The 24,331-nt window shown below is 60.8% G+C and carries 24 protein-coding genes and 1 pseudogene; 24 read left to right on the top strand and 1 reads right to left on the bottom strand.

The window, feature by feature from the left end:
* Positions 1 to 50: 50 nt before the first annotated feature.
* The 24 genes from FGQ67_RS05515 to FGQ67_RS05630 all read left to right on the top strand — a co-directional run bounded on the left by FGQ67_RS05515 (position 51) and on the right by FGQ67_RS05630 (position 23,572).
* Positions 51 to 920 carry a hypothetical protein gene (locus tag FGQ67_RS05515; protein WP_138340508.1) on the top strand — a complete coding sequence of 290 codons (870 nt, stop codon included), beginning with the start codon at positions 51 to 53 and terminating at the stop codon, positions 918 to 920.
* 113 nt (positions 921 to 1,033) lie between these two features.
* Positions 1,034 to 1,927, top strand: coding sequence for an aldose 1-epimerase family protein (locus tag FGQ67_RS05520; RefSeq protein WP_138340509.1), 894 nt, complete (start codon positions 1,034 to 1,036; stop codon positions 1,925 to 1,927).
* A gap of 278 nt (positions 1,928 to 2,205) precedes the next feature.
* Positions 2,206 to 3,132, top strand: coding sequence for a transporter substrate-binding domain-containing protein (locus FGQ67_RS05525; RefSeq protein ID WP_138340510.1), 927 nt, complete (start codon positions 2,206 to 2,208; stop codon positions 3,130 to 3,132).
* Between the two features lie 9 nt (positions 3,133 to 3,141).
* Entirely contained in the window at positions 3,142 to 4,290 is a 1,149-nt protein-coding gene (locus FGQ67_RS05530; protein WP_171025215.1) for an amino acid ABC transporter permease, read from the top strand.
* A 22-nt stretch (positions 4,291 to 4,312) separates the two neighbouring features.
* Positions 4,313 to 5,098 (top strand): amino acid ABC transporter ATP-binding protein, encoded by a 786-nt coding sequence (locus FGQ67_RS05535; protein ID WP_117821441.1) that lies wholly within the window; start codon positions 4,313 to 4,315, stop codon positions 5,096 to 5,098.
* Between the two features lie 72 nt (positions 5,099 to 5,170).
* Positions 5,171 to 6,586: a M20/M25/M40 family metallo-hydrolase gene (locus tag FGQ67_RS05540; protein WP_138340511.1), complete on the top strand. Its 1,416-nt coding sequence runs from the start codon at positions 5,171 to 5,173 to the stop codon at positions 6,584 to 6,586.
* Positions 6,587 to 6,834: 248 nt separating this feature from the next.
* Positions 6,835 to 7,902, top strand: coding sequence for a peptide chain release factor 1 (gene prfA, locus FGQ67_RS05545; protein WP_138340512.1), 1,068 nt, complete (start codon positions 6,835 to 6,837; stop codon positions 7,900 to 7,902).
* Between the two features lie 632 nt (positions 7,903 to 8,534).
* The gene (locus tag FGQ67_RS05550; RefSeq protein WP_138340513.1) at positions 8,535 to 9,818 is read left to right on the top strand and encodes a N5-glutamine methyltransferase family protein; all 1,284 of its coding nucleotides are present in this window, start codon (positions 8,535 to 8,537) and stop codon (positions 9,816 to 9,818) included.
* Between the two features lie 66 nt (positions 9,819 to 9,884).
* Positions 9,885 to 10,280, top strand: coding sequence for a type II toxin-antitoxin system RelE/ParE family toxin (locus FGQ67_RS05555; protein WP_022094268.1), 396 nt, complete (start codon positions 9,885 to 9,887; stop codon positions 10,278 to 10,280).
* Positions 10,267 to 10,569, top strand: coding sequence for a helix-turn-helix domain-containing protein (locus FGQ67_RS05560; protein WP_006235701.1), 303 nt, complete (start codon positions 10,267 to 10,269; stop codon positions 10,567 to 10,569). The genes FGQ67_RS05555 and FGQ67_RS05560 overlap by 14 nt, the downstream gene beginning before the upstream one ends.
* Positions 10,570 to 10,717: 148 nt before the next feature.
* Positions 10,718 to 11,461, top strand: a complete 744-nt coding sequence (locus tag FGQ67_RS05565) for an L-threonylcarbamoyladenylate synthase (RefSeq protein WP_022094267.1) — start codon at positions 10,718 to 10,720, stop codon at positions 11,459 to 11,461.
* Between the two features lie 13 nt (positions 11,462 to 11,474).
* Positions 11,475 to 13,016 (top strand): glycerol kinase GlpK, encoded by a 1,542-nt coding sequence (glpK, locus tag FGQ67_RS05570; protein ID WP_117877415.1) that lies wholly within the window; start codon positions 11,475 to 11,477, stop codon positions 13,014 to 13,016.
* Positions 13,017 to 13,139: 123 nt separating this feature from the next.
* A complete protein-coding gene (upp, locus tag FGQ67_RS05575; protein WP_040359658.1) occupies positions 13,140 to 13,787 on the top strand; it encodes a uracil phosphoribosyltransferase in 648 nt (215 codons plus the stop codon).
* 281 nt (positions 13,788 to 14,068) lie between these two features.
* On the top strand, positions 14,069 to 14,380 hold the full coding sequence (locus FGQ67_RS05580; RefSeq protein WP_022094264.1) for a hypothetical protein: 312 nt from the start codon (positions 14,069 to 14,071) through the stop codon (positions 14,378 to 14,380).
* Between the two features lie 3 nt (positions 14,381 to 14,383).
* Positions 14,384 to 15,187 carry a F0F1 ATP synthase subunit A gene (gene atpB / locus FGQ67_RS05585; protein ID WP_022094263.1) on the top strand — a complete coding sequence of 268 codons (804 nt, stop codon included), beginning with the start codon at positions 14,384 to 14,386 and terminating at the stop codon, positions 15,185 to 15,187.
* A gap of 124 nt (positions 15,188 to 15,311) precedes the next feature.
* Positions 15,312 to 15,506 carry an ATP synthase subunit c family protein gene (locus FGQ67_RS05590; RefSeq protein ID WP_022094262.1) on the top strand — a complete coding sequence of 65 codons (195 nt, stop codon included), beginning with the start codon at positions 15,312 to 15,314 and terminating at the stop codon, positions 15,504 to 15,506.
* Between the two features lie 15 nt (positions 15,507 to 15,521).
* The gene (gene atpF, locus FGQ67_RS05595) at positions 15,522 to 16,124 is read left to right on the top strand and encodes a F0F1 ATP synthase subunit B (protein WP_022094261.1); all 603 of its coding nucleotides are present in this window, start codon (positions 15,522 to 15,524) and stop codon (positions 16,122 to 16,124) included.
* Positions 16,114 to 16,590 (top strand): F0F1 ATP synthase subunit delta, encoded by a 477-nt coding sequence (locus FGQ67_RS05600; RefSeq protein WP_138340514.1) that lies wholly within the window; start codon positions 16,114 to 16,116, stop codon positions 16,588 to 16,590. The genes atpF and FGQ67_RS05600 overlap by 11 nt, the downstream gene beginning before the upstream one ends.
* Positions 16,590 to 18,188 carry a F0F1 ATP synthase subunit alpha gene (atpA, locus tag FGQ67_RS05605; protein WP_035138794.1) on the top strand — a complete coding sequence of 533 codons (1,599 nt, stop codon included), beginning with the start codon at positions 16,590 to 16,592 and terminating at the stop codon, positions 18,186 to 18,188. Before FGQ67_RS05600 ends, atpA begins: the two co-directional genes overlap by 1 nt.
* A 5-nt stretch (positions 18,189 to 18,193) precedes the next feature.
* On the top strand, positions 18,194 to 19,102 hold the full coding sequence (gene atpG / locus FGQ67_RS05610; protein WP_138340515.1) for an ATP synthase F1 subunit gamma: 909 nt from the start codon (positions 18,194 to 18,196) through the stop codon (positions 19,100 to 19,102).
* Positions 19,102 to 20,556, top strand: coding sequence for a F0F1 ATP synthase subunit beta (gene atpD / locus FGQ67_RS05615; protein WP_006235717.1), 1,455 nt, complete (start codon positions 19,102 to 19,104; stop codon positions 20,554 to 20,556). Before atpG ends, atpD begins: the two co-directional genes overlap by 1 nt.
* A 3-nt stretch (positions 20,557 to 20,559) precedes the next feature.
* Positions 20,560 to 20,952, top strand: a complete 393-nt coding sequence (atpC, locus tag FGQ67_RS05620; protein WP_006235718.1) for an ATP synthase F1 subunit epsilon — start codon at positions 20,560 to 20,562, stop codon at positions 20,950 to 20,952.
* An 88-nt stretch (positions 20,953 to 21,040) separates the two neighbouring features.
* A complete protein-coding gene (murA, locus tag FGQ67_RS05625; protein ID WP_138340516.1) occupies positions 21,041 to 22,324 on the top strand; it encodes a UDP-N-acetylglucosamine 1-carboxyvinyltransferase in 1,284 nt (427 codons plus the stop codon).
* 12 nt (positions 22,325 to 22,336) lie between these two features.
* Positions 22,337 to 23,572 (top strand): LCP family protein, encoded by a 1,236-nt coding sequence (locus tag FGQ67_RS05630; protein WP_138340517.1) that lies wholly within the window; start codon positions 22,337 to 22,339, stop codon positions 23,570 to 23,572.
* A gap of 521 nt (positions 23,573 to 24,093) precedes the next feature.
* Here the strand turns inward: FGQ67_RS05630 and FGQ67_RS10175 are convergent.
* Positions 24,094 to 24,331: pseudogene (locus FGQ67_RS10175) on the bottom strand (IS110 family transposase); the annotation flags it as partial.

Here is a 24,331-nt window from a genome sequence, read left to right on the forward strand (position 1 = left end):
GGGTATAAGGCTAGCAAGTGTTTATTTGCGAGGCCTAAGGGGCGCCCCGTATGGATATCGATAACTTTGAATGGTGGTATAGCGAGGGTGAGGCTCCGGACGAGGAGTGGGACGAACCCACGCCGCGTGACGTGTCGAGCGACGAGGACGAGACCGGCAACGACGTCGCCGCCGACTCGGACGCCGCCCTCGACCCCGTCGAGCCTCTGACCTTCGAACAAGCCTGGGCCCAGGCCGAGGCAGACGAGGCCAAGGCCGACGCTACGGCCACGCTCGGCGAGCCAGCCGACATGTCGATCTCGCCGGCAAAGACCCCGCAGCCGCGTCACACTATCGACCCCGACAGCACGGCATCCTTCAGTATTCTCGACGTGCCCTCGCAGGGCGCTCAGGCGCCCGCACCCACACGTCGCCCCAATCTGTCTCGCGAGGAAGATGCAGGACGTCGCTCGCCGCTTGGCCCCATCCTTATCGCCTTTATGGCCGGCGTTATCGCATGCTCGGTAATTGGAAACGTCTGGAGCCATGTCGAACAACAGCGAAAAGACGCCGCCAAGGTCGAGATGTCTGTCGAGCAATCGCTCAGCCGCACGCGCTCGGTACATGTGTCGGTCGAGGTCAAGGACGGCGCGACGTGGGACACCGCGCGCGGCGACAGCCAAATGCTCATCCATATCGTGGGGCGCACGCTCAAAGGGCAGACGATTGACGAGTATCAATACGTCAATTCCGCTGGTGACGGCATCGAGCTCAAGCCCGGCGACTACGAGCTCACCGTCGATGAACCGCCCGTCGCCACCGACGGCGCGCGCTTCCGTGCCTCAAAGCGCATGGTCCCCGTGAACTTTAACTCACAGGCGCCCGACACGGTCGACACCACACCGCAGGGTGGGTTCGACCTTTACGTAGATGCCCAGTAGGCGCTCGCCGCTCATTCCGCTATGGCTACTCAATAATCGCCTGCCGTCCCGTCCCGCCGCCAAGAGTGGGACAATAGCCCTCGACACTATTGTTTACCTTTGGAGGAAGTAGCATGTCTACCGTCACTACTATCAAGCGCGGCGGCCTCACCGCGGCCATCGATTCCATGGGCGCCCAGCTCACGAGCCTTGCCCTCAACGGCAACGAGTATCTGTGGCAGGGCGACCCCGCCTTTTGGGGCAAGCACGCGCCCATCCTGTTCCCCATTGTGGGCTCGCTGCGCAACAACACGGCAACGTCTGCGGCCGGCACCTGCGAGATGCCGCGCCACGGACTCGCGCGCATTGTCGAGCACAAGCTGGTCGAGGTTTCGGAGGACGGCTCCTCGGTAACGTACGAGATCACCGATACGCCCGAGTCGCTCAAGGCGTTCCCGTTCCACTTTAAGCTCAACATGACCTATGCCTTGACCGGCGATTCCACCCTCACGCAGACCTTTGCCGTCACCAATACCGGCGACGTGGACCTGCCGTTCTCGGTGGGCGGCCACCCCGCGTTTAACGTACCGGCTCCCGGTGCCGAGGACGAGGCATTCGAGGATTACGAGCTGGCGTTTACCGAGGCTTGGACGAACGAGGCTCCCATCATCACGCCCGACGGTCTTATGACGTTCGAGGGTAGTTACAAGGCTCCTGATAACTCGGACGTGCTGCCCATCACGCACCGCAGCTTCGATAACGACGCCATCATGTTCACCGATACCCCGGGCTCCACGCTCACGCTGCGCGGCCGCAAGTCGGGCCACGGCGTCAAGATCGACTTTGAGGGCTTTAAGTACATTGGCGTGTGGTCTGCCGCCAACGATGCCCCGTTTGTGGCGCTCGAGCCCTGGACCGGTCATACCACCATGGACACCGAGGACGACGTCTTTGAGCACAAGGTCAACACCATCACCTTGGCTCCCGGCGCTACCGACAAACGTAGCTTTAGCGTCACCTTGCTCTAGAGGTTCCGCCGTTCTGACGAACGGCGGGCCGGTCGACGCTGCGCGCCGCCCAGAGCGACAATTTGTCATTCAAAAGGCATGGCATGACCAGAAGGTCTATGCCTTGCCTTTTTCATGCCAACTTGTTTGCTCTGGGCGGCGCTCGCTGGCATTGCCAAAACATCGACGCTCCCAATGACTACCGTGTGTCTATTAATTTTTCGAGCTTGTACTGCGCTGCTGGTCGCTGGCGTATATCCTGTCTTGTTGTCAGCAAAACGAAATAGGGAAGGCACCAGATGCAATCTCGACAACAACACGGCACGCATGTCCAGCCGGTATGCAGCCGTCGCATCTTTTTGGGTAGCGCTCTCGCTGCGAGCGCTTCTGTCGTCGCCGGCGCACTTGCCGGTTGCCAGCGTCCCTCCACGCTGGAAGTAGTTCAGCCCACGACGGGCGGCGGTCGCGACGACCTGTCCGATTCCGTGATCGGCAAGGACAAGATCCGTATCGGCATGGAGGCGGCCTACGCCCCGTACAACTGGCAGGTCTCCGAAGCCAGCGAGTACACCATCCCCATCGACAACGTGCAGGGCGCCTATGCCGATGGTTACGACGTGCAGATCGCCAAGATCGTCTGCAAGGCCCTCGGCGGCGAGCCCGTTGCCGTCAAACAGAGCTTCTCGGGCCTTATCGACTCGCTCAACAACGGCCAGATCGACCTCATCATCGCCGGTATGAGCGCCACGCCCGAGCGCGAGGAGTCTGTCGGCTTTTCCGACCCGTACTTTATCGGTTACTTTGGCCTGTTCGTAAAAGAGGGCTCGCCCTACCAGAATGCGACCAAGCTCAGCGACTTTAGCGGCGCTACGGTCCTCGGGCAAAAGGACACCATGCTCGATACCGTCATCGACGAGATTCCGGGCGTTGTCCACAAGAACCCGGTCGATTCGGTTCCCACGGTGTTTTCGAACCTGCTGCAGGGCACGTGCGACGCCGTGACCTATAACACCGAGAACGAGAAGGGCTATATGGCCCAAAACCCGGGCATCGTCCCCATTCATTTTGCCGAGGGCGAGGGCTTTAAGCAGGAGGTCGCGGCAAACGTCGGCTGCCGCAAGGGCTCGGACAAGCTCCTTAAGCTCATCGACAAGACACTCAAGGGCATTAGCCAAGAGGAGCGCGACCAAATGTGGGACGCGTGCCTCGACCGCCAGCCGGCATAGGGAGGCAGCATGAAAACCATCAATCGTCTGGCCTCCTTTATCAAGGCCGACCACCGTTATGTGTACCTGGGCACGAGCGTTATCGCGGCGCTCGGCCTGGCGTTTAGCCAGCGCAACCCCACACCGCTGAGCTTCTTGGCTCCCACGGGCGTGTTTCAAGATTGCCTTTGGGCAATCCTGTGGGCGTGGCTCGTCGTGTCGGCGGCGGCGCTGGTCACCAAGCTTATGCACTGGAGCGACTATCGCGAAAAGTCGCCGTTCGCATCCGAGCGTTTCCGTCGTGGAGCACGTTTAGGCAGCTACGTCGTGGTCGCCATCGCGGCAGTTTTCTTTATCGACCGCTGCGTCATGTCGTTTATCGACCTGGTGCAGGTGAGCATTGTCTCGGATTCCAACCCCAGCGACTTTTTGTCGAGCCTGGTCTACATGACCTACAAGAGCGGCGACTTCTTCATTCGCGGTATCGAGATCACCATCGCGCTTGCCACCTTCGGCACCGTCATCGCATTCTTCCTGGCACTGCTCTTTGTGTTCCTGCGTATTCAGACCTTCGACCGCGTGGATAACGACCTGGTGCGCTTCTTTAAGAGTATCGGCCGCGGCTTTGCGACCATCTACTCCACCATCGTGCGCGGCACGCCCATGATGGTCCAGGGCCTGCTCATCTATTACGCGGGCTTCACCGTTTTGCGCGGCATGGGCTTCGAGACCGCTCAGGCCAACCAGATTTGGAGCACCTTCACCGCCGGCCTCGTTACCATCTCGCTCAACTCCACCGCCTACATGATGGAGGTCCTGCGCGGCGGCATCGAGTCCATCGATCCCGGTCAGGCCGAGGCGGCGCGCTCGCTGGGCCTTTCGCAGTGGCAGGCTATGCGCAAGGTCGTGTTCCCCCAGGGCATTAAAAACGCGATTCCGGCGCTCACCAACGAGCTCATCATCAACATCAAGGATTCGTCGGTGCTCTCGGTCATCGGCGTGTTTGACCTCATGTACGCCACCACCACCGTCGCCGGCGTGTACTACCGCCAGATGGAGGTCTACTGCGTGGCGCTCGTGGTCTACCTGATCCTGACGCTCGTGGCGAGCCGCCTGCTCGAGGCCTTTGGCAAAAAGCTCGGCGCCGAGGCTCCGGTCACGCTGCCCAGCTCCAACTAGGCTCAAGACGAGGAGAATTATCATGGCAGATACCGCCATTACCGGCGTTGCGGCCGCCGCACAGACCAATGAGCCGCTCATCCGCGTTGAGGGCCTGCGCAAGAGCTTTGGCTCGCTCGAGGTACTCAAGGGCATCGACCTGTCCGTTAACCCCGGCGAAGTCGTCACCATTATCGGCGCCTCGGGTTCGGGCAAGTCGACCTTCCTGCGCTGCCTCAACCTGCTCGAGACCCCGGACGCGGGCCACATCTGGTTCCACGGCCAGGACCTCACGGCCGAGCGCTGCAACATCAACAAGCTGCGCGAGGACATCGGCATGGTGTTCCAGGGCTTTAACCTGTTCAACAACATGGATGTGCTCGACAACTGCACGCTCGCGCCCGTCACGCTCAAAAAGATGAGCAAGGCCGAGGCTGAAAAAATAGCGATGGAGCATCTGACGAGCGTGGGACTCGAAAAGTTCGCGCACGCCGCCGTGGGTCGCCTGTCCGGTGGTCAAAAACAGCGCGTGGCCATCGCTCGTGCCCTATGTATGAATCCGCAGATCATGCTGTTCGACGAGCCGACCTCCGCACTCGACCCCGAGATCGTGGGAGAGGTGCTCGAGGTCATGCGCAAGCTCGCTGCCGACGGCATGACCATGGTCGTCGTCACGCACGAGATGGCCTTTGCCCGCACGGTGTCCGACCGCGTGGTCTTTATGGACAAGGGCGTAGTGCTCGAGGATGCCGCGCCGGCGGAGCTCTTCGGCAATCCCAAACACCAGCGCACCCGCGAGTTCCTCTCGCGTTATCTCGAGGACAAATAACCGACCGCAAACGCTTATGTGGCAGGGCCGCTCCGGTGGGGCGGCCCTCGTCATCACAATCGAAAGGATGTCATGGCCGAGGTTTGGCGCTTTTTTGCGCATGAGGATGATTTTGCCGATTTGGACAAGGCCGGCGCATGCGAGCGCCTGGGCCGTGTGCTGTCGTTTCCGACCATTTCGAGCATGGATGCCGAGGCGGTGGACTGGCAGCCGTTCGACGACCTGCGCGCGTATATGCAGCAGGCTTGGCCGCACGTGTTCGCGGCGGGCGAGGTCGAGCTTATCGATCATTCGCTATTGGTGACGCTTAGCGGTTCCGACCCTGCCCTCAAGCCCATTATGCTCATGGGTCACATGGACGTGGTTCCCGTGGTGCCGGGCACCGAGGACGATTGGACGCACGCCCCCTTTGGCGGACATGTGGACGATGCCTACATTTGGGGCCGCGGCGCCATCGACATGAAAGACCAAGTCGCAGGCATTCTCGAGGCGGTTGAGTATGCGCTGGCGCACGGTTGGCGGCACGAGCGCACGCTGCTCCTGGCCTTTGGCCAGGACGAGGAGACTACGCAGTACGGCGCAGGCGCCATCGGCCGCGCGCTCGAGGAGCGCGGCATTGAGCTTGAGTACCTGATCGACGAGGGTGACTACCGCATCGTTTCGGCTGCCGAGTACGGCGCGGGCGAGGGCTGGCTTATGCATGCCGACCTTGCCGAGAAGGGCTACGCCGATATTGTGCTCAAGACGAAGAGTGAGGGCGGGCATTCGTCCAACCCCTACGGCGGCACATCGCTCGAGGTGCTGAGCCGTGCCATCACCGCAATCTGCGATATCGAATGGCCGACGCGCGTCACGGACCTGCTTGCCGCACAGCTCGTCGAGCTGGGGCTTTACACGGCCGACGAGATTGCCTCCAACAAGGACACCATCGTGCGCGAGTGCCTCGCCAGCAAGAAGCTCTATCCGCTGGTGACGACCACCTGTGCACCGACCCAAATCGAGGGCGGCAGTACCGGCGCCAACGTGATGCCGCAGGATATGTGGGCCAATATCAACTTCCGCATGCTCGAGGGCACGAGCGTGGCCGATGTCGTGGCCCGCTGCCGCGTCGCCGTTGCCGAGGCGGGGCTCGCCGACCGTGTCGAGGTCGAGCTCGGCCCTGGCAGCTCCGAACCCTCGCCGTCTCCGCGCATCGGCGGACCGGGACTCGAGGCGGTTCGCTCCATCGCCGCCCGCTATTTCCGTGATCCAAAGGGGACGGAGGAAAACGGATCATCCGAGCCGTTGGCGATTGTCCCCTCGACCGTGATCGGCGCGACCGACGCTGCCAACTACCAGCGCATTTGCTCCGAGTGCATTCGCTTCTCGGCCTTTGTGGTCGACGATGACGAGTGCGATCGCGGCGTCCACGGCACCAACGAGCGCATTACCCGCCGCGCCTACCTCCAGGGTGTCCGCTTCCTCATCGCCCTGCTCCATACGCTCTAGAATGCGACAAGGCGATAGTCCCTTTGTTAGCCGTTGGGGACGTCCACTCATTCCGTGCGGGTTATATGCAGGTTTGCCTGCGCACGCTATCATGTATGGGTTAGACCGCAATTATGTACCCCATACGCGAAGGGATGCGCATGTATCTGAAGATCGACATGTTCTAGCCGGGCTTACCCCCGCAGCGGCGCCCCGCGCCCCATCAACTCTGCCGATTTTCACCTTCACGCATATAAAGGAGTCCCGCCATGCGCGACAAGCTCGAAAAGATCATCAAGGCCTACGAGGAACTCGAGAAGAAACTTTCCGACCCGGCCGTCGCCTCCGATATCAAGGAGTTCACGCGTCTCAACAAGGAGTACGCGCACCAGTCCGACCTCATCGCCGCCTCGCGCGAGTACATCGGCGCGCTCGATGACATCGAGGCTGCCAAGGAAATGCTGCACGATACCACCGATGCTGACGAGAAAGAGATGCTCCAGATGGACATCTCCGAGAACGAGGACAAGCTTCCCCAGCTCGAGGAAGACATCAAGTACATGCTCATTCCGAGCGACCCCAACGACGACAAGAACACCATCGTCGAGATTCGCTCCGCCGCCGGTGGCGACGAGGCGGCCATCTTCGCCGGCGACCTGTACAAGATGTATCAGCGCTTTTGCGAGTCGCGTGGCTGGAAGACCACCGTGCTCGATTCCAGCCCCAGCGAGGCCGGCGGCTTCAAGTCCATCGAGTTCAAGGTCGAGGGCGACCGCGTCTACTCCGTTATGAAGTACGAGTCCGGCGTGCACCGTGTCCAGCGCGTCCCCAAGACCGAGTCCCAGGGCCGCATCCAGACTTCAACGGCTACCGTCGCCGTGCTTCCCGAGGCCGAGGAAATCGACGTCCAGATCAACCAGTCCGACTTGCGCATCGACACCTACTGCGCCTCCGGCCCTGGCGGTCAGTGCGTTAACACCACCTACTCCGCCGTGCGCATCACCCACCTGCCCACCAACACCGTGGTGCAGTCGCAGGAGCAGCGTTCCCAGATCCAGAACCGCGAGGTCTGCATGCAGATGCTGCGCGCCCGTCTGTACGAGATGGAACTCGAGAAGCAGCAGGCCGAGCTCGGTGCCGAGCGCCAGAGCCAGATCGGCCACGGCAACCGTTCCGAGAAGATCCGTACCTACAACCAGCCCCAGGACCGCGTGACCGATCACCGTATCGGCTTCAACTCCACCTACAACGGCGTCCTCCTGGGCGACCAGCTCGGCACCGTCATCGAGGCACTCGCCGCCGCCGAGCGAGCCGAGAAGCTGGCACAGGCAGTCTAAGTTCTGCCGTTCTACCGAACGGCGGACCAGCCGACGCTGCGCGGGCCGCATTTGGACAATCTGACGTTCAACTTCAAGGGCGCGACCAGAAGGTCAGCGCCCTTTCGTTTCACGTCACCTTGTCTCAAATGCGGCCCGCTCGCTGTCCGTCCTCTACCTGCGGCGCCGCCTTGCTCCGGATGCGGTATGCTCAACCTGCGGCGCCTTAGAGGTAGTCATTGGGGACGTTCTTAAATGACTAGGTTGGGCACATTGCTTTGAGATGTTATTCAATCAGCTGTGATGGCATTTGAGCTGTCTACCTGCTCAAAGTAATTAATAGCATGCATCTGCTATTGAAAATATTGCTCAGAATATCGTTCAAGAAGTCGCGGAGCGATTTTTGATGGGTCGTGCGTCAAGCGATGTGGCAAGTTCTTGGTTAGATATTGGTCAGTTTTGGGTCAACCTTGCCAAAAGCTTGACGAATGCAAATTTAGACGTCAGCGAATGAACACTTTGAGCAAGCCCGGTACAAAAATCTGGGCTGATTCTCGATAATTGCCTTTAATCGTCCCTTGCCAAGCGCTGGCCTCGCGTACAATCTGCTCCGACATTCGCGCGCCGCCCGGCGCTTAAGAGGGGAGGGCCCCATGGCAAACGAGATTTGGACCATCAAGCGTTGTCTCGAGTGGACCAAGGAGTACCTGGCCGAGCGCGGCGAGGAGCACCCCCGTCTTTCTGCCGAGTGGCTGCTCTGCGCTGCCACGGGTTTGACACGCATCGACCTATATATGCGCATGGACGAGACGCTTAACGCGGCCCAGCTCGAGACCATGCACGCGGCCGTTGTTCGTCGCGCTAAAGGTGAACCGCTACAGTACATCACCGGCAGCACGCAGTTTCGCATGATTGACGTCGCGTGCGCCCCCGGCGTGCTCATTCCGCGTCCCGAGACCGAGATGCTCGTCGAGGAAGTCCTCAATTATCTGGATGCCGAGGTGCTGAGCCCCGAGGCTGCCGCCCGTCAGCGTGTTGAGCTGCCTTGGAACGATGAGGTCGAGGAGGCACGCAAGGCCGAGGCCGCGCTGGCAGACGAACGGGCGACCGCCGAGCGCCGCGCCGCTAACCTGACGGCTGCCGATGAGGCGGCGCTAGGCGGCGACGTACTGGGTAGCCGCGCCTATGCCGAGGAACTGGCCGACCGCGAGGCCGAGGAAGCCGCCGCGCAGACAGCAGAAGCCGAAGCGGCAGAAGCAGAGGCCATGGAAACCCCCGAGCCCGAGCTCGACGAATACGGCATCGCCATTGAGGACAACGACCAACAGGCGACTCCCGCGCAAGATGCCGCCGAGGCTAACGTATCTGCCCCAGCCGAGCCCCGCACTGCCCGCGTTCTCGAGGTCGGCTGCGGCACGGGCTGCATTTCGCTCTCCCTTGCCTGGGAGCGCCGCGGGCACGTTACCTGCACTGCTACCGATATCGAGCCGCGCGCCATCGACCTTGCTACCAAAAACCGCGATGCGCTTGGCCTCACGTCCGACGAGGTCGCCTTCAGCCTCACCAACCTGGTGAGTTCCATTCCCCGCGAAGAGTGGGGCACCTTTGACGTACTCGTCTCCAACCCGCCCTACATCCCCACCGATGTCATGCGCTCGCTGCCGCATGAGGTCAAGGACTTTGAGCCCGATCTGGCGCTCGAGGGCGGTGCCGACGGTCTCGATATCTTCCGCCGCCTGCTCAACGCGGCGCCCTACATGCTGCGTGCCGGCGGCCTGTTTGCCTGCGAGCTCTACGAGGGCGCGCTCGACGCCGCGGCCGAGCTCTGTCGTCAAGCAGGCCTTTCGGACGTGCGTATCGTCCACGACCTCACCGATCGTCCCCGCATCGTTCGAGCCATCGTCACCGAGCCCAAACAGCGTACTTTAGCTGAATAAATAGACATTTGCGCAAGTTTGTCCTTGCAATATACCGTAAAACTTCTACTATAGAAGGAGAAAGGTATGTCAAATCAGCTGCATCGGTACCGTATCGTGCTTGATTACATTGAACCTTGGCTTGATGAGCAGGATGAAGCTACGCTGAAGCAGATTTATGCAGACCTTTTGGTGCTCGAGAAGGAAGGTCCCAGCCTTGGTCGTCCGCTGGTTGACCGCGTAAAGGGCTCGAAGCTTCATCATTTAAAGGAGCTGAGAGTGACGTCGTGTGGTGGGCAGGTGATTCGCATCCTCTTCGCCTTTGACCCCAAGCGCCAGGCGGTATTGCTATTGGCGGGTGATAAGTCGCGAGCGGGATCGTCAAGGGCAAAATGGAACGGTTGGTATGCGATCAACATTCCAAGGGCCGAGCAAATATACCGTCGCCACGTAAGGAGGCTCGATCGAGATGGAACTGCATGAGTATATGGAATCTCGCGGGATAACACGCGACTCCATTACCGCCGAGCAGGAGAGGACTCGCGATCGTATCGAAGCCTATAAGCTTGCTCAGATTCGCAGGTTAAAAGATCTAACACAGGCGTCGGTCGCCCAGTCGATGGGCGTTTCTCAAAAACGTGTATCCGAGCTCGAGCGTGGGGAGTTGGGTTCGATGAGGCTCGACACGCTGAGCAGGTACGCAGAGAGCCTCGGCGGAAAACTGGTTGCAAGCATCGAGTTTCCCGATCGTACCGTTACGCTTGCGCGCTAAAAATCTTCAATTAACCCCCTCACTTTCACCGACTACTAGAGCCGCTCACCAAACCAACATGCGCTCTGGGCAAATAGGTTGAATGTTTCGTGCGAGAATGCCCCACAGTAAACAAACTTGCACCGGAGCGTAAGGGGCTGGCATACACATGCAGACGGTCTATCGGGTATACGAGGGAACGCGCGAGCCGCATCGGCTTGCCGTCGAGCGCACGGCCGAGGTGCTCGGCCGCGGCGGCCTGGCCTTGATTCCGACCGAGACCGTCTACGGTGTTGCCGTGGCAGTCAACGCCTTCTCGGACGCCGTGCCCCAAGATACAAGCGAATTCCCATCGTGGCCGCGCGATCCGCAGGCTGCCGTCAATGGCGCCGCAGTTCCTGCGCTCGGCACCGGCTATCGCCGTATCTTCACTCTCAAGCAACGTGAGCTCACGCAAACCGTCGCTTGGCTGGTCGATGGCGTCGAAGCACTCGACCGCTATGGCGTGGATATCCCGGAAGATGCCCGCGTACTCGCGCGACGATGCTGGCCGGGAGCCCTGACTATCGTGGTCAAGGCAGCCCCCTGCGTGCCGACCTTTATGCGCGCTGCCGACGACACCGTGGCCCTGCGCGCTTCGGCCTCTCCCGTGGTCCAAGCGCTCATCCGCGCCTGCGGCAGTCCCCTTGCCTGCACGAGCGCCAACACGCACGGCGCGCCTTCGCCGGCAAGCTTTGCCGCCGTCGAGGGTCGCATCCTGGAGGGGGTCGATGTTGCCGTCGACGCCGGTGAGACCCCGTGTCGCGACGCCTCGACCATCGTGTCGTTCCAGCACGGCGGGCTCCAGATCCTGCGCCAAGGCGCACTTCCCGCATCAGAGATCGAGCGGGTCCTGTCCGACCCGATGCAATAGAAGGGTGTAAGCGATGTCTTTGAATCTGGGCAGCCTGGGCATGGAAGATGCCTCGTTTAACTTTGGCGGTTCCTACATCATGGCGCTCGACTGCGGCACTACCTCGGTACTCGCGGCCATTGTCGACGAATACGGCTGCATCGTTGCCCAGGCGCGTCGTAGCGTCAAAACCAGCTTCCCGCGCCCCGGCTGGGTGGAGCAGGATCCCACGGAGGTGCTTGCCAGCCAGATCGGCGTGATGATGGAGGTTCAGTTTAAGAGCGGTATCCATTCCGACCGCATCGCCGCCATCGGCATCTCCAACCAGCGCGAGACCACGGTGGTCTGGGACCGCGTGAGCGGCCAGCCCATCTATAACGCCATCGTATGGCAGTGCCGTCGTACCGCGCCGGCGATCGACGCGTTGGTTGAACAGGGTTGCGAGGAGCTGGTGCGCTCCCGCACGGGACTTACGCTTGACCCGTATTTCTCGGCCTCCAAGGTGCAGTGGATTCTCGACAACGTCGACGGCGCACGCGAGAGCGCGGCGGCGGGCGACCTCATGTTTGGCACCATCGACACCTGGCTCATCTACAACCTCACCGGCGGCCAGGTCTTTGCCACCGACTACACCAATGCCAGCCGCACGGCACTCTTTAATATCCATACGCTCGATTGGGACGACGACCTGCTGGCGCTCTTTGACGTTCCACGTTCCATGATGCCCGAGGTTCGCTGGAGCTCGGGCGACTACGGCCGCGTCGCGAGCGACATCATGACCAACATGCCGCCCATCATGGGTGTGGCGGGCGACCAGCAGGCATCGCTGTTCGGTCACTGCTGTTTCCGTCCCGGCCAGACCAAAAACACCTATGGCACGGGCTGCTTTATGCTCATGAACACCGGCGACGAGATCGTCGAATCCAAGAATGGCCTGGTCTCCACCATCGGTATCGCTGCGGACGGCAAAGTCAGCTATGCGCTCGAGGGCTCTATTTTTGCCGCCGGCTCAACGATGAACTGGCTTCGCAACAACATGGGCATCATCTCGAGCGTGAGCGAGTCGGCACAACTCGCCGCTTCGATTAGCGACAACGAGGGCTGCTACTTCGTTCCCGCCTTTGCGGGTTTGGGTGCTCCCTGGTGGGACCCGCATGCCCGCGGTATTGTGTGCGGTCTGACCGGCGCCTCGAGCCGTGCGACCATCGTACGTGCCGCCTGCGAATCCATGGCATATCAGAGCTACGACGTGCTGCGCGCCATGGAGCAGGACGTGGGGCTTTCGATTGAGCGCCTGTCCGTCGATGGCGGTGCCTCGCGCAACGAGTTCATCATGCAATTCCAGGCCGACCTGCTGGATATCCCCGTGCTGCAATGCGAGACGGTGGAGACCACGGCAATCGGTGCCGCGTACTTGGCGGGTCTTGCCGTCGGCTATTGGGAAGACCTGGAGGAGCTGGAGCAAAATGCCCAGATCGTTAGGACCTTCCTTCCCCACATGTCCGCCGAGCGCCGCGAGCAAAACCTTGCGGGCTGGCGTGATGCAGTCAGGCGCTCGCTCAGCACCGCACAGTAGGGCTGCGATGGGCTGCTCGATACAACAAACCGCTAAACTAATGCATGGCGTGCGGCGGCAACATTGCTGCACGCCTTGTCAGCAAGGCCGTTTTGCGGCCGCAACGAAAGGGGCAATCAATTCATGACCGTCACCTACGATGCGTCCCGTGTGACGCTTGTCGATCACCCGCTCGTCCAGCACAAGCTGTCGATCCTGCGCGACAAAAACACCGGCACCAACCAGTTCCGTCAGCTCGTGCGCGAACTCGCACTTTTTGACGGCTACGAGGCCATGCGCGACCTGCCTATGGAAGACGTCGAGGTCGAGACCCCCATCACTACCGCCACGTTCAAACAGCTCGCCGGCAAGAAACTCGCCATCGTGCCCATCCTGCGTGCGGGCCTTGGCATGGTCGACGGCATCCTCGACCTGGTGCCCTCCGCTCGCGTGGGCCACATCGGCATGGAGCGCGACGAGGTCACCCACGAGCCGCACGAGTATTACTGCAAGATGCCCAAGGATATCGACCAGCGCATCTGCCTGGTCGTCGACCCCATGCTCGCCACGGGCGGTTCGGCCGAGATGGCCATTAGCTACCTGCGCGAGCGCGGTGTCAAGGACATCCGCATGCTGTGCATCGTCGCGGCCCCCGAGGGCCTCAAGTCGCTGACTGAGAAGGACCCTGATGTGCATATCTATACCTGCGCCATCGACGACCATCTCAACGAGGCTGCCTACATCGTTCCCGGCCTGGGCGACGCCGGCGACCGCATCTACGGCACGCTCTAGTCGCTGGGCTAAGATGGCCGCGGCTGCAAATACGAAGAAACGGTGCGCGCGGACGAACAAAAGGCGACCGCGCGCACTCCTGTTAACGGACGTTTTGCCCTGCAGGGTTCGAGAAAAACGTATTACCGTACCTGCGGCATAAAGAAGGTCTTAAGAAAACGAACAGGTGCGTATTAACCGATGCTTTTTCGGTTGTACTTTAGCGATTGGCTCGTACAATAGTCACCAATGTTTGGCGGGAACTGTTCTGTGAAGCGTTAAAAAGGAAAGTGAGGACGCCAGTGTTTCAGATAGCCGATCTGCTCGCTATCGTTGCAGGCGCCATCGCGGGCGCAATTGCCTTCCTTCCCTTTGTCTTTACGCTCAAGCCGGTTCTTGACGATAAACAGAATGCGGACATGCTCAAGGGTATGGTGAGTCTGGCGGTCTCGGCAATCGCCCTGCTCGTCTTTACCTTGGTTGTGTTTGTGTTGTTCGGAGAGGCATTTCGCATGTTCCTCCTGGGCGAGGCGATCGGCTTCGTGGCCTTTATGGCCGCCTGCACGGTTCGCGTCGCCAAGGCGCTGCGAGATCCTCATGAGGTCGAAAGGTAAGTCGTGGAAATTTTTGAAAAGCTGCCTGATGAGATTAATCATCTGGTCAGCGAGTTCAGCTCCACCCCTGTCGTGGGCGATCTGAGCTGCGGCATCACGCAGTACTCGTTTTGGCTGATCGTCTCCACGATCGTGCTCCTGATCGTCCTGGCCGTGTTCAAGAAGAAGCAGACCCTGGTTCCCAAGGGCTTCTTCGTCAACGGTTTCGAGTACATCATCGAGTACGTCGAGAACGATATCGGCAAGGGCGTCGTGGGTGAGAACTGGAAGAAGCACTTCCCGTTCCTGTGCTCGCTTTTCCTGTTCATCCTGATCAACAACATGATCGGCCTGATCCCGGGAATGAAGCCCGGCACCGGCGCAATCGGCTCCACCGCCGCGCTCGCCATCTTCGCCTTTGTGTACTTCATCTACTACGGATGCAAGGCTCACGGCGTGATCGGCTACATCAAGAGCCTCGCCCCGCAGGGCGTGAGCTTCCCGATGAACGTGCTCGTGTGGGTCGTCGAGCTTTTCTCGACCTTCCTGCGCCTCATCACGCTCGCCGTCCGTCTGTTCTGCAACATGTTCGCAGGACACGTGGTCATGGGCTCGTTCGCCATCATGGCGAGCATGTTCATGCAGCCGCTGCTTCAGCAGGTTTCCGCGGCCCACGCCGTCGGCGCCCTGCCTTCGCTAGCCTGGCTTGCCATCCTCATCCTGATCTATGCGATCGAGCTTGTGGTCGGCGCCATCCAGGCTTACGTCTTCACGGTCCTTACCGCCGTGTATGTCTCCGAGGCAGAGGAGGTCGCGGAGGAGGAGTAGTCTTCCGTTCGCGCCTTAAAGGTAAGGTAATTCGTTAAACCGCCGGTGCCCGTACCCATGGAGCCCGGCAGTTATAAAAAGGTTATCCTGCGTGAAATAAGACACGCACGACAAAGGAGGAATCGTGGGAGTTATCGGTTACGGTCTCGGTGTTATCGGCGCTGGTCTTGCTATCGGCCTGTCTGCTCTGGGTGCTACGGGTGCTATGGCCCGTCAGCCTGAGGTCCAGGGCCGCGTGTTCACCGTCTTCATCATGGGCTCCGCCTTCGGCGAGGCTCTGGCTCTGATCGGCTTCGTTGTCGCGCTGATCGTTAAATAGCACGGAGCGTCAAGTATGAATCTTTCATCCCAGAAGAGCGCGATCGCACTCTCCGCGTCCGCGGCCGCGCTGCTCATGCCGGTTTCCGCGTTCGCCGAGGACGGCGCTGCCGGTGCGGACATCCTCATCCCTAAGATGGCGGAGTTCATCCCGGCGCTTATCGCCTTCCTGATTATCTGGATCGTGCTGGCCAAGGTCGCCCTGCCGGGCATCATGAAGACCATGGAGGAGCGCGGCAAGAAGATCGAGGAGAGCCTCGACGAGGCCGAGAAGACCAAGCAGGAGGCTATCGCCAAGCGCGCTGAGTCCGACTCGATCGTCACCGACGCCCGTCGTCAGGCTGCCGACATTGTTCTCGAGGCCCGTAAGGACGCCGAGTCCGAGCGCGCCCGTATCATCGAGGCTGCTCACAAGGAGGCCGAGGAGATCATCGCCAAGGCCCATACGACCGTCGAGGACGAGCGCAAGTCCATCTACGCCGGTGCCGCGAACTCCATCGCCGACCTGTCCGTTGCCGTCGCCACCAAGATCGTGGGCGAGGCACTCGAGAACGAGGCCGAGCAGAAGAAGCTCATCGAGCGCTACATCCAGGAAGCAGGTAGCCTGAATGCCGACTAGCCGCTATCAGGACAAAGTGCTCGAGACCTACGCGCGCTCCCTTCTGGAAGCCGCCAAGGCCGAGAACCATGTGTTCGAGGACCTCGAGATGATCGAGCGCTTGGCTTCTGCCAACCCCGAGATCATCGCCGTGCTCGACACCATGTCCAAGCGCGACCAGCTCGACCTTCTTCCCAAGGTGGCAGCTGCCTTTAAGTATGTTGCCGAGGAAGACGAGGATGTAGTGGGCGTGACCGTCACCACGGCGATCCCGCTCGACGACGAGCTGCGTCAAACCATCACTAAGAAATGCGAGCAGGACTTCGGCCGCAAAGTATTCCTTATCGAGCAGGTCGACCCGTCTATCGTGGGCGGCCTGGTGCTCGAGGCCCGCGGCGAGCGTCGTGACATTACCGTCAAGACGCAGCTGCGCATCGCGCAGGAGACCCTCGCAAACTCTGCTAATTCGTACGGAGGTGAAGCCTAATGTCCGAAACCCTCAATGCCCAGGATATCGCCAAGAAACTGCAGGAGCAGCTCACGAGCCTCTCCGCGACGGTCGATACGCATGAGGTTTCAACGGTCGACGAGGTAGGCGACGGCATCGCGCGCGTCTCCGGCCTCAAGAGCGCCATGGCAGGCGAGCTTCTGGAGTTCAAGAGCTCCGATACCGGTGAGACCGTCTTCGGCCTTGCCCAGAACCTTGACCGTGACGAGGTCGGTGCCGTTCTGTTTGGTGCCGTCGACTCCATCAAGGAAGGCGACGAGTGCCGCACCACTGGCCGCATTATGGATATCCCTGTGAGCCGCGCCATGCTCGGCCGCGTCGTCAATCCGCTCGGCCAGCCCATCGACGGCCTGGGCGACATCGTCGCCACGCACCGTCGTCCCATTGAGTTCAAGGCCCCCGGCGTCATCGACCGTACCCCGGTGTGCGAGCCGGTTCAGACCGGCCTGTTGGCCATCGACTCCATGGTGCCTATTGGTCGCGGTCAGCGAGAGCTCATCATCGGCGACCGTAAGACCGGTAAGACCGCCATTGCCATCGACGCTATCCTCAACCAGCGCGGCAAGGGCATGGTCTGCATCTATGTCGCCATCGGCCAGAAGGCCTCCACGGTTGCCAACATCCGCGAGACCCTCGCTCAGCACGGCGCGCTCGACTACACCATCATCGTTTCGGCCACCGCTGCCGATTCCGCCCCTATGCAGTACATCGCGCCTATGGCCGGTGCCGCTATCGGCGAGTTCTTCATGTACAACGGCGAGGACGGCAAGCCCGCCAGCGAGACCAACCCCGGTGGCCACGTGCTCGTCATCTACGATGACCTGTCCAAGCAGGCCGTGGCCTACCGTCAGATGTCGCTGACGCTGCATCGTCCGCCCGGACGCGAGGCCTATCCTGGCGACATCTTCTACCTGCACTCTCGCTTGCTCGAGCGTGCAGTCAAGATGTCCAAGAAGAACGGTTACGGCTCCATGACGGCTCTGCCGATCATCGAGACCCAGGACGGCGACGTCTCGGCCTACATTCCGACCAACGTCATTTCCATTACCGATGGTCAGATCTACCTGCAGTCCGAGCTCTTCTTCCAGGGCCAGCGCCCGGCAGTCGACGTGGGCATTTCCGTGTCCCGCGTCGGTGGCGACGCGCAGACCAAGGCTATGAAGCAGGTCGCCGGCAACCTCCGTCTGGACCTCGCTTCGTACCAGGAGCTCGCCGGCTTTACGCAGTTCGGCTCCGACCTCGACGAGGCTACTCAGAAGCAGCTGACCCATGGTGCCCGCATGACCGAGCTCCTGAAGCAGCCGCGCTACAAGCCGTTTGAGGTTGGCGAGCAGATCGTTACGCTGTTCGCTGGCAACGAGGGCTTCCTGGATGACCTGGAGATCGCCGACGTGCTGCCTTTCCGTGCCGAGCTCATCGAGTACATGGACAATGGCTTTGGCTCGCTGCTCGACAAGGTTCGCGCCAAGAAGATCGATGATGACACCAAGGCTGAGCTCTTGCGCGTCATCGGTGACTTCAAGCAGCAGTTCATGGCCAAGCACCATTCGGATGTTTCTGGATCAGAGGAGAACTAAGCCCCATGGCCAACCTTCGCGACATTAAGAAGCGAATCTCCTCGGTTACCACGACCAAGCAGATCACGCGCACGATGGAGATGGTCTCTACGGCCAAGATCCGTCGTGCCCTCGATCGCTCCAAGCAGGCCGAGCCCTATAAGGAGGCGCTGACCGACGTCATGTTGACGGTCGCCGGCGACGCCTCCTGTTCGGGCACCGATCCCATGCTGCAGAAGCATGAGAGCGTCAAGCATGGCCTGATTGTCGTTATTGCCTCGGACCGCGGTCTTGCCGGCGGTTTCAATACGACGGTGGAGCGCACGGCCGAAAAGCTCGCCGCTTCTTGGACGAACGACGGCATCGAGTGCGAGATCATCGCGTGCGGGCGTAAGCCGGCCACGTATTTCCGTGACCGCGCAAACGTCGTCATGCACTTTGAGGGCAACTCCTCTGAGCCCGATTTCAATCAGGCCCGCATGATCTCCTCTCATATCTGCGATGCGTATCGTGCCGGTGAGCTTGACCGTGTCGAGCTTGTCTACCACCACGCCAAGAACCGCGTGGATCAGGAGCTCCGCGTCGAGCATCTGTTGCCGCTCGACCCCGAGATGATCGCTATGGCCCACGGTCCGCGTAAGAACGAGACCGACGCCCCTAAGCGCATCTCGTCCACGTTCGAGTTCGTGCCCTCTCCCGAGCATGTTCTCGGCAAGCTTGTGCCGTCTTATATCCTGACGGTCATCTACCAGGCCCTGATCGATTCGGCGGCTGCCGAGCAGGGTGCACGCCGCAAGGCCATGCACTCCGCGACGGAAAACGCCACCGCGATCATCTCGACCCTTACCCGCACGTATAGTCGCGTGCGCCAGGCTTCGATCACGACCGAGATTAACGAGATCGTCGGCGGAGCCTCAGCATTGGAGGAACAGTAATGGCTAATAACACCGTAAAGCTTGCGGTCGAGGAAGCCACCAAGAAGACGACTGCCGGTGATGGTCGCATCGTGCGAATCATCGGCCCTGTCGTCGACGTCAAGTTTGACGGCGCGGTGCCCCCGATCTACAACGCGCTCACGGTCGAGGCCGAGACCCCGATCGGTCACCTGAGCACGATCCTCGAGGTCGAGAGCCAGCTTCCGGGCGGCGTCGTCCGCACGGTCGCCATGTCCTCGACCGACGGCCTGCAGCGCGGCCTCATCGCCACCGATACCGGTGAGCCCATGAAGATGCCGGTCGGCCCCAAGACGCTCGGCCGCATTTGGAACGTCATGGGCAAGCCCGTCGACGGCAAGCCCATGCCCGAGGTGGAGGAGTTCTACCCCATCCACCATGCAGCGCCCCGTTTCGACGAGCTCACCACCAAGACCGAGATCTTCGAGACCGGCATCAAGGCCGTCGACCTGCTCGAGCCCTACATCCGTGGCGGCAAGACGGGCTTGTTCGGCGGCGCCGGCGTCGGCAAGACCGTTTTGATTCAGGAGCTCATCAACAACCTCGCCCAGGAGCACGGCGGCACCTCGGTGTTCACCGGCGTCGGCGAGCGTACCCGCGAGGGCACCGACCTGTTCCTCGAGATGAGCGAGTCTGGCGTTATCGACAAGACCTGCTTGGTCTATGGTCAGATGAACGAGCCGCCTGGAGCGCGTCTGCGCATCGGTCTGGCTGGTCTTACCACCGCTGAGTACTTCCGCGATCGCGGCCAGGACGTTCTGCTGTTCATCGACAACATCTTCCGCTTCTCCCAGGCCGGTTCCGAGGTTTCCGCACTGCTGGGTCGTATGCCGTCCGCCGTTGGCTACCAGCCCACGCTGGCTACCGAGATGGGTGACCTCCAGGAGCGCATTACCTCGACCAAGACGGGTTCCATTACCTCCGTCCAGGCTGTCTACGTCCCTGCAGACGACCTGACCGACCCGGCGCCTGCAACGACGTTCACGCACCTAGACGCCACCACGGTTCTTTCGCGTAGCATTTCGTCGCTCGGCCTGTTCCCGGCTATCGACCCGCTCGCGTCTTCCTCCGACGCTCTCGATCCCTCGATCGTCGGCGAGGAGCACTACCGTGTCGCCGTCAAGGTCCAGGAGCTCCTGCAGGAGTACTCCGACCTTCAGGACATCATCGCCATTCTGGGTATGGACGAGCTGTCCGAGGAGCAGCGCCTTACGGTCAACCGTGCCCGTAAGATCCAGCAGTTCCTCTCCCAGTCCTTCCACGTCGCCGAGAAGTTCACCGGCAACCCCGGTGTCTACGTCCGCGTCGAGGATACCGTCCGCTCCTTCGCCGAGATTGTCGACGGCAAGGCCGACGACCTGCCCGAGCAGGCTTTCCGCTATGCTTCCACGATTGAGGACGTGCGCGAGCGCGCCCGCAAGATGGGGGAGAAGTAGGTTATGCGTATCCGCATCGTGTGCCCCGTGAGCTGCGCCTATGAGGGCGACGCTGCGTTTGTGTCGATTCCGTCCACGGATGGCGAGTTTGGCGTTCTGCCTGCTCACTCCAGCGAGATCTGCACGATCGACCGCGGTTACGTTCGCGTTTCCGATAAGGCCATGGGCACTGTCGACCACACGTTTGCCGTGGCCGGCGGCTATGCCCAGGTTGCGGACGATGTCGTGACCGTTCTCGCCGAGCGCGCTTGCGATTTAGCGACCGTCGATGCCGACAAGCTTAAAGCTGATATTCAAGGTTTTGAAGAGAAGCTGGGTAATTTGTCGGAGGATGATGCACGCCGCGCCTACCTCTATAATGAAATCGCATGGTGTAAGCTCAAGCTTGCCCAATAGTCAAACGATTTAGCGTTCGACCATTTGCGAACACATCATGCCCGGGATGGCCCAGCCACCCCGGGCATGCTTTTTGAAAGGGTAGACCTTGGATATTATCCGCGTTGAGGGTGGCCACGCCATCGGAGGCTCCGTGCCCGTCTCGGGTGCCAAGAACTCCGCACTCAAACTCATGGCGGCAACGCTTCTGGCGCCGGGCAAGACGACGCTGCAGAACGTGCCCGATATTTCCGATGTCCACGTGATGGGCAAGGTGCTCAAGGGCATGGGCGCTACGATCGATGTTCTCGACGAGCACACGCTCGAGATTGATACCTCTCAGGTCGATTCTTGGGAGGCCCCCTACGAGCTCGTTGCCAAGATGCGCGCTTCCACCGCCGTCATGGGACCCCTGCTGGGCCGCTTCCATCGCGCCAAAATTGCCATGCCGGGCGGCTGCAACCTGGGTGCTCGCAAGATCGATATGCACATTCTTGGTCTTGAGGCCCTGGGCGTTGAGTTCGATACCGCCCACGGTTACATCAACGCTAATGCGCCCCAAGGTCTGCGCGGTACCACCGTCACGCTCGAGTTCGCCAGCGTCGGTGCGACCGAGAACCTCATCATGGCCTCTGTGCGCGCACAGGGCACCACGGTTATCGACAATGCCGCCCGCGAGCCCGAGATCGTCGATCTCGCTAACATGCTCAACGAGATGGGCGCCAAGATTGTTGGCGCCGGTACGCCCGTCGTGACCATCGAGGGCGTGGAAGAGCTCCATCCCGTTACCCATCGCGTGGTGGGCGACCGCATCGAGGCCGGTACCTTTATCGTTGCCGGTGCGTTGATGGCCGACGATCGCGGTGTCGATGTCACGGGCTTTTGCCCCATTCACTTGGGCATGGTGCTCAAGAAGATGGAGCTCATGGGTATCGATTGCGAGCGTACCGACGACGGCGTTCACGTGAATCGTGCCGAGCGTATCAAGCCGGTCGACATCCAGACGCTTCCGTTCCCCGGCTTCCCGACGGACATGCAGGCACAGATTATGGTACTCTCCGCCCTTGCCGACGGCAGTTCCGTTATTACCGAAAACATCTTCGAGAATCGCTTTATGTTTGCCTCTGAGCTGGTGCGCATGGGTGCCGACATTCGTATCGAGAGCCATCATGCCATGATTCATGGCGTCAAGGGCTTCTCGGGTGCACAGGTTACCTCGCCCGATCTGCGCGGCGGAGCGGCCCTCGTCGTAGCGGGCTTGATCGCCGACGGGACGACCGAGGTTTCGGCTATCCATCACATCAAGCGCGGCTACGAGCAGTTTGTCGAAAAGCTGCAGGCGCTTGGCGCGCATGTCGAGCATGCTACCGTCCCCGATCCCGTCATCTACTAATACAGGTTGCCTATGTTTAATAAAAAGCCCCTCGCGGATACCACCACCCGAAGACCCTCAACTGGTGCGCAGGCCAAGATCTACAGTCGCGATAACGTGGCTCGCTATTCCGAGCGCGCTCGCCAACGTCGTCGTAGCCACACGATTCGTCACGTCGCGCTCATTGTCGTGCTTGGCGTGCTGCTGAGCGCCACTACCGCTGCCGGCCTGTGGTTTGCCACCATTATGGGCAAGCTCGGCGATTCTAATGTCATTACCGACAATCTGCGTCGGGTTCTGGTTGACACCGATGAGGCAAAGGATCCGTTCTACGTGCTGCTTCTTGGCACCGACGGCCGTCCGGGCGAGGATACGTATCGTGCCGACTCGATTATCCTGGCACGCATCGATCCCACGCAAAAGCAGGCGATGCTCATTTCCGTTCCGCGCGACACCAAGGTCGAGTACAAGGGCGAGACCATGAAGATCAACGCCTGCCATACCGTTGGCGGCGCCGAGGCCATGGTCGAGGCGGTCAACGAGCTGTGCGGTGTTCAGATTTCCCACTATGCCGAGGTCAGCTTCGACGGTATGCAGGCGCTGATTGATTCGGTTGGCGGTATCGACATTAACGCAACCGATGATGTTGACGACCCCGAGCACCTGGATATTAAGATTACCGCTGGCCAGCAGCATATGGACGGCGCCACCGCCCTTACCTATGCCCGCTGCCGCTACACCTATGCCGACGGCGATTACACGCGCATGCGCCACCAGCGTCAGGTGCTTGGCGCCCTTGCCAACCAGATTCTCAATAACTTCGATGCCACGAAGATCTTTGGCCTGGTCAACTCGCTGTCCGATATGCTCGTAACCGATATGAGCGTTCAGGATATCGTGGCTACGGTCAACGCCATGCGCGGTATGGATGTCGACGGTATCTACTCGGCCAACCTGCCCTCGTACGCCGACGACAGCACCATGATCGACGGTGTGAGCTACGTCTTTGTCTACGAGGACGAGCTCAAGGAAATGATGGAGCGCGTCGATGCCGGCAAGGATCCCAAGGGTCCCAACAACATGGGTCTTTCCGACGGTTCCAGCTCTACAATCGGCGACCTGAACAACAACACGTCTGACGACTACGCAAACGGTACCGCAACCTCATCGGTCAGCTCTGACGATTCCGATGACTCAAGCGATTCGAGCGATTCGGACTACTACGAAGAGCCCACCGGCGACGGCAACGGCTACGAAGCCAACTACTAGAGTTACGGCGTTTTACCAAACGCCGTAACGACTCGACGCTGCGCGGGCCGCATTTGGACAATCTGACGTTCAACTTCAAGGGCGCGACCAGAAGGTCAGCGCCCTTTCGCTTCACGTCACCTTGTCTCAAATGCGACCCGCTCGCTGTCGTTGCCAAAACATCGGCGTTGCCGGAACACTTGGCACTTGGGGACGTTCCTTTTAATATGAGCAGGACATTGTCAAGAGGCAAAATCGGGCCTGGCCCCAACGATATGGGGTCAGGCCCTCTCCCTATATCAGCCCGTCCGCGGCGACCTCGGCGTGTCTTACCGACGCCCGTCTTTGCAGTTTAATATCCGCCCGCGGCGATCTCTCGCTGGGCAATCCGTTGCTACGGCTGAGGCTTCTACGTCGAACCGACAGTCTGTGCACGCGTGTGGCGCCCTGGGCGCTCGCAGAAAAGGGACCTGAGGTTCGCCTCAACGGCTTCGGATCGAACCGCTTCCGGGGTGATCGGCTTATGTGCGGGGGACCGCCCCCTACGCCTCCTCGGCCATGAGGCCGACCGCCCACACCCAGCAGGCGAGCTCGCGCGCCGTGGCCACGTTCGCCTTGTTGCCGTGGACCCCGCGCGCGAGCAGCGCCTCCCGCCTCTCGACCAGCCTCCGCACGCCCTTGGCGGCATGCCTCCGGGCGCCCCGGTCCGGGGCCTGGCCCCTGGCGGGCTCCTTCGGCCGCCCCGAGCACGTCAGGTAGTGCCACGCGGCCTCGACCAGC

Origin of the sequence: Collinsella aerofaciens, from assembly GCF_005845035.1 — a bacterium.
Taxonomy (GTDB): domain Bacteria; phylum Actinomycetota; class Coriobacteriia; order Coriobacteriales; family Coriobacteriaceae; genus Collinsella; species Collinsella aerofaciens_I.

What these genes read in the sequence shown, in the direction of transcription:
- FGQ67_RS05565 (WP_022094267.1), top strand. Translation starts at nt 10,718, where the DNA reads ATGCAGACGGTCTATCGGGTATACGAGGGAACGCGCGAGCCGCATCGG.
- FGQ67_RS05600 (WP_138340514.1), top strand. Translation starts at nt 16,114, where the DNA reads ATGCCGACTAGCCGCTATCAGGACAAAGTGCTCGAGACCTACGCGCGC.
- FGQ67_RS05560 (WP_006235701.1), top strand. Translation starts at nt 10,267, where the DNA reads ATGGAACTGCATGAGTATATGGAATCTCGCGGGATAACACGCGACTCC.
- atpG (WP_138340515.1), top strand. Translation starts at nt 18,194, where the DNA reads ATGGCCAACCTTCGCGACATTAAGAAGCGAATCTCCTCGGTTACCACG.
- atpD (WP_006235717.1), top strand. Translation starts at nt 19,102, where the DNA reads ATGGCTAATAACACCGTAAAGCTTGCGGTCGAGGAAGCCACCAAGAAG.
- upp (WP_040359658.1), top strand. Translation starts at nt 13,140, where the DNA reads ATGACCGTCACCTACGATGCGTCCCGTGTGACGCTTGTCGATCACCCG.
- FGQ67_RS05555 (WP_022094268.1), top strand. Translation starts at nt 9,885, where the DNA reads ATGTCAAATCAGCTGCATCGGTACCGTATCGTGCTTGATTACATTGAA.
- FGQ67_RS05535 (WP_117821441.1), top strand. Translation starts at nt 4,313, where the DNA reads ATGGCAGATACCGCCATTACCGGCGTTGCGGCCGCCGCACAGACCAAT.
- glpK (WP_117877415.1), top strand. Translation starts at nt 11,475, where the DNA reads ATGTCTTTGAATCTGGGCAGCCTGGGCATGGAAGATGCCTCGTTTAAC.
- FGQ67_RS05530 (WP_171025215.1), top strand. Translation starts at nt 3,142, where the DNA reads ATGAAAACCATCAATCGTCTGGCCTCCTTTATCAAGGCCGACCACCGT.
- atpC (WP_006235718.1), top strand. Translation starts at nt 20,560, where the DNA reads ATGCGTATCCGCATCGTGTGCCCCGTGAGCTGCGCCTATGAGGGCGAC.
- atpF (WP_022094261.1), top strand. Translation starts at nt 15,522, where the DNA reads ATGAATCTTTCATCCCAGAAGAGCGCGATCGCACTCTCCGCGTCCGCG.
- FGQ67_RS05540 (WP_138340511.1), top strand. Translation starts at nt 5,171, where the DNA reads ATGGCCGAGGTTTGGCGCTTTTTTGCGCATGAGGATGATTTTGCCGAT.
- FGQ67_RS05515 (WP_138340508.1), top strand. Translation starts at nt 51, where the DNA reads ATGGATATCGATAACTTTGAATGGTGGTATAGCGAGGGTGAGGCTCCG.
- FGQ67_RS05630 (WP_138340517.1), top strand. Translation starts at nt 22,337, where the DNA reads ATGTTTAATAAAAAGCCCCTCGCGGATACCACCACCCGAAGACCCTCA.
- FGQ67_RS05520 (WP_138340509.1), top strand. Translation starts at nt 1,034, where the DNA reads ATGTCTACCGTCACTACTATCAAGCGCGGCGGCCTCACCGCGGCCATC.
- atpA (WP_035138794.1), top strand. Translation starts at nt 16,590, where the DNA reads ATGTCCGAAACCCTCAATGCCCAGGATATCGCCAAGAAACTGCAGGAG.
- FGQ67_RS05525 (WP_138340510.1), top strand. Translation starts at nt 2,206, where the DNA reads ATGCAATCTCGACAACAACACGGCACGCATGTCCAGCCGGTATGCAGC.
- prfA (WP_138340512.1), top strand. Translation starts at nt 6,835, where the DNA reads ATGCGCGACAAGCTCGAAAAGATCATCAAGGCCTACGAGGAACTCGAG.
- FGQ67_RS05550 (WP_138340513.1), top strand. Translation starts at nt 8,535, where the DNA reads ATGGCAAACGAGATTTGGACCATCAAGCGTTGTCTCGAGTGGACCAAG.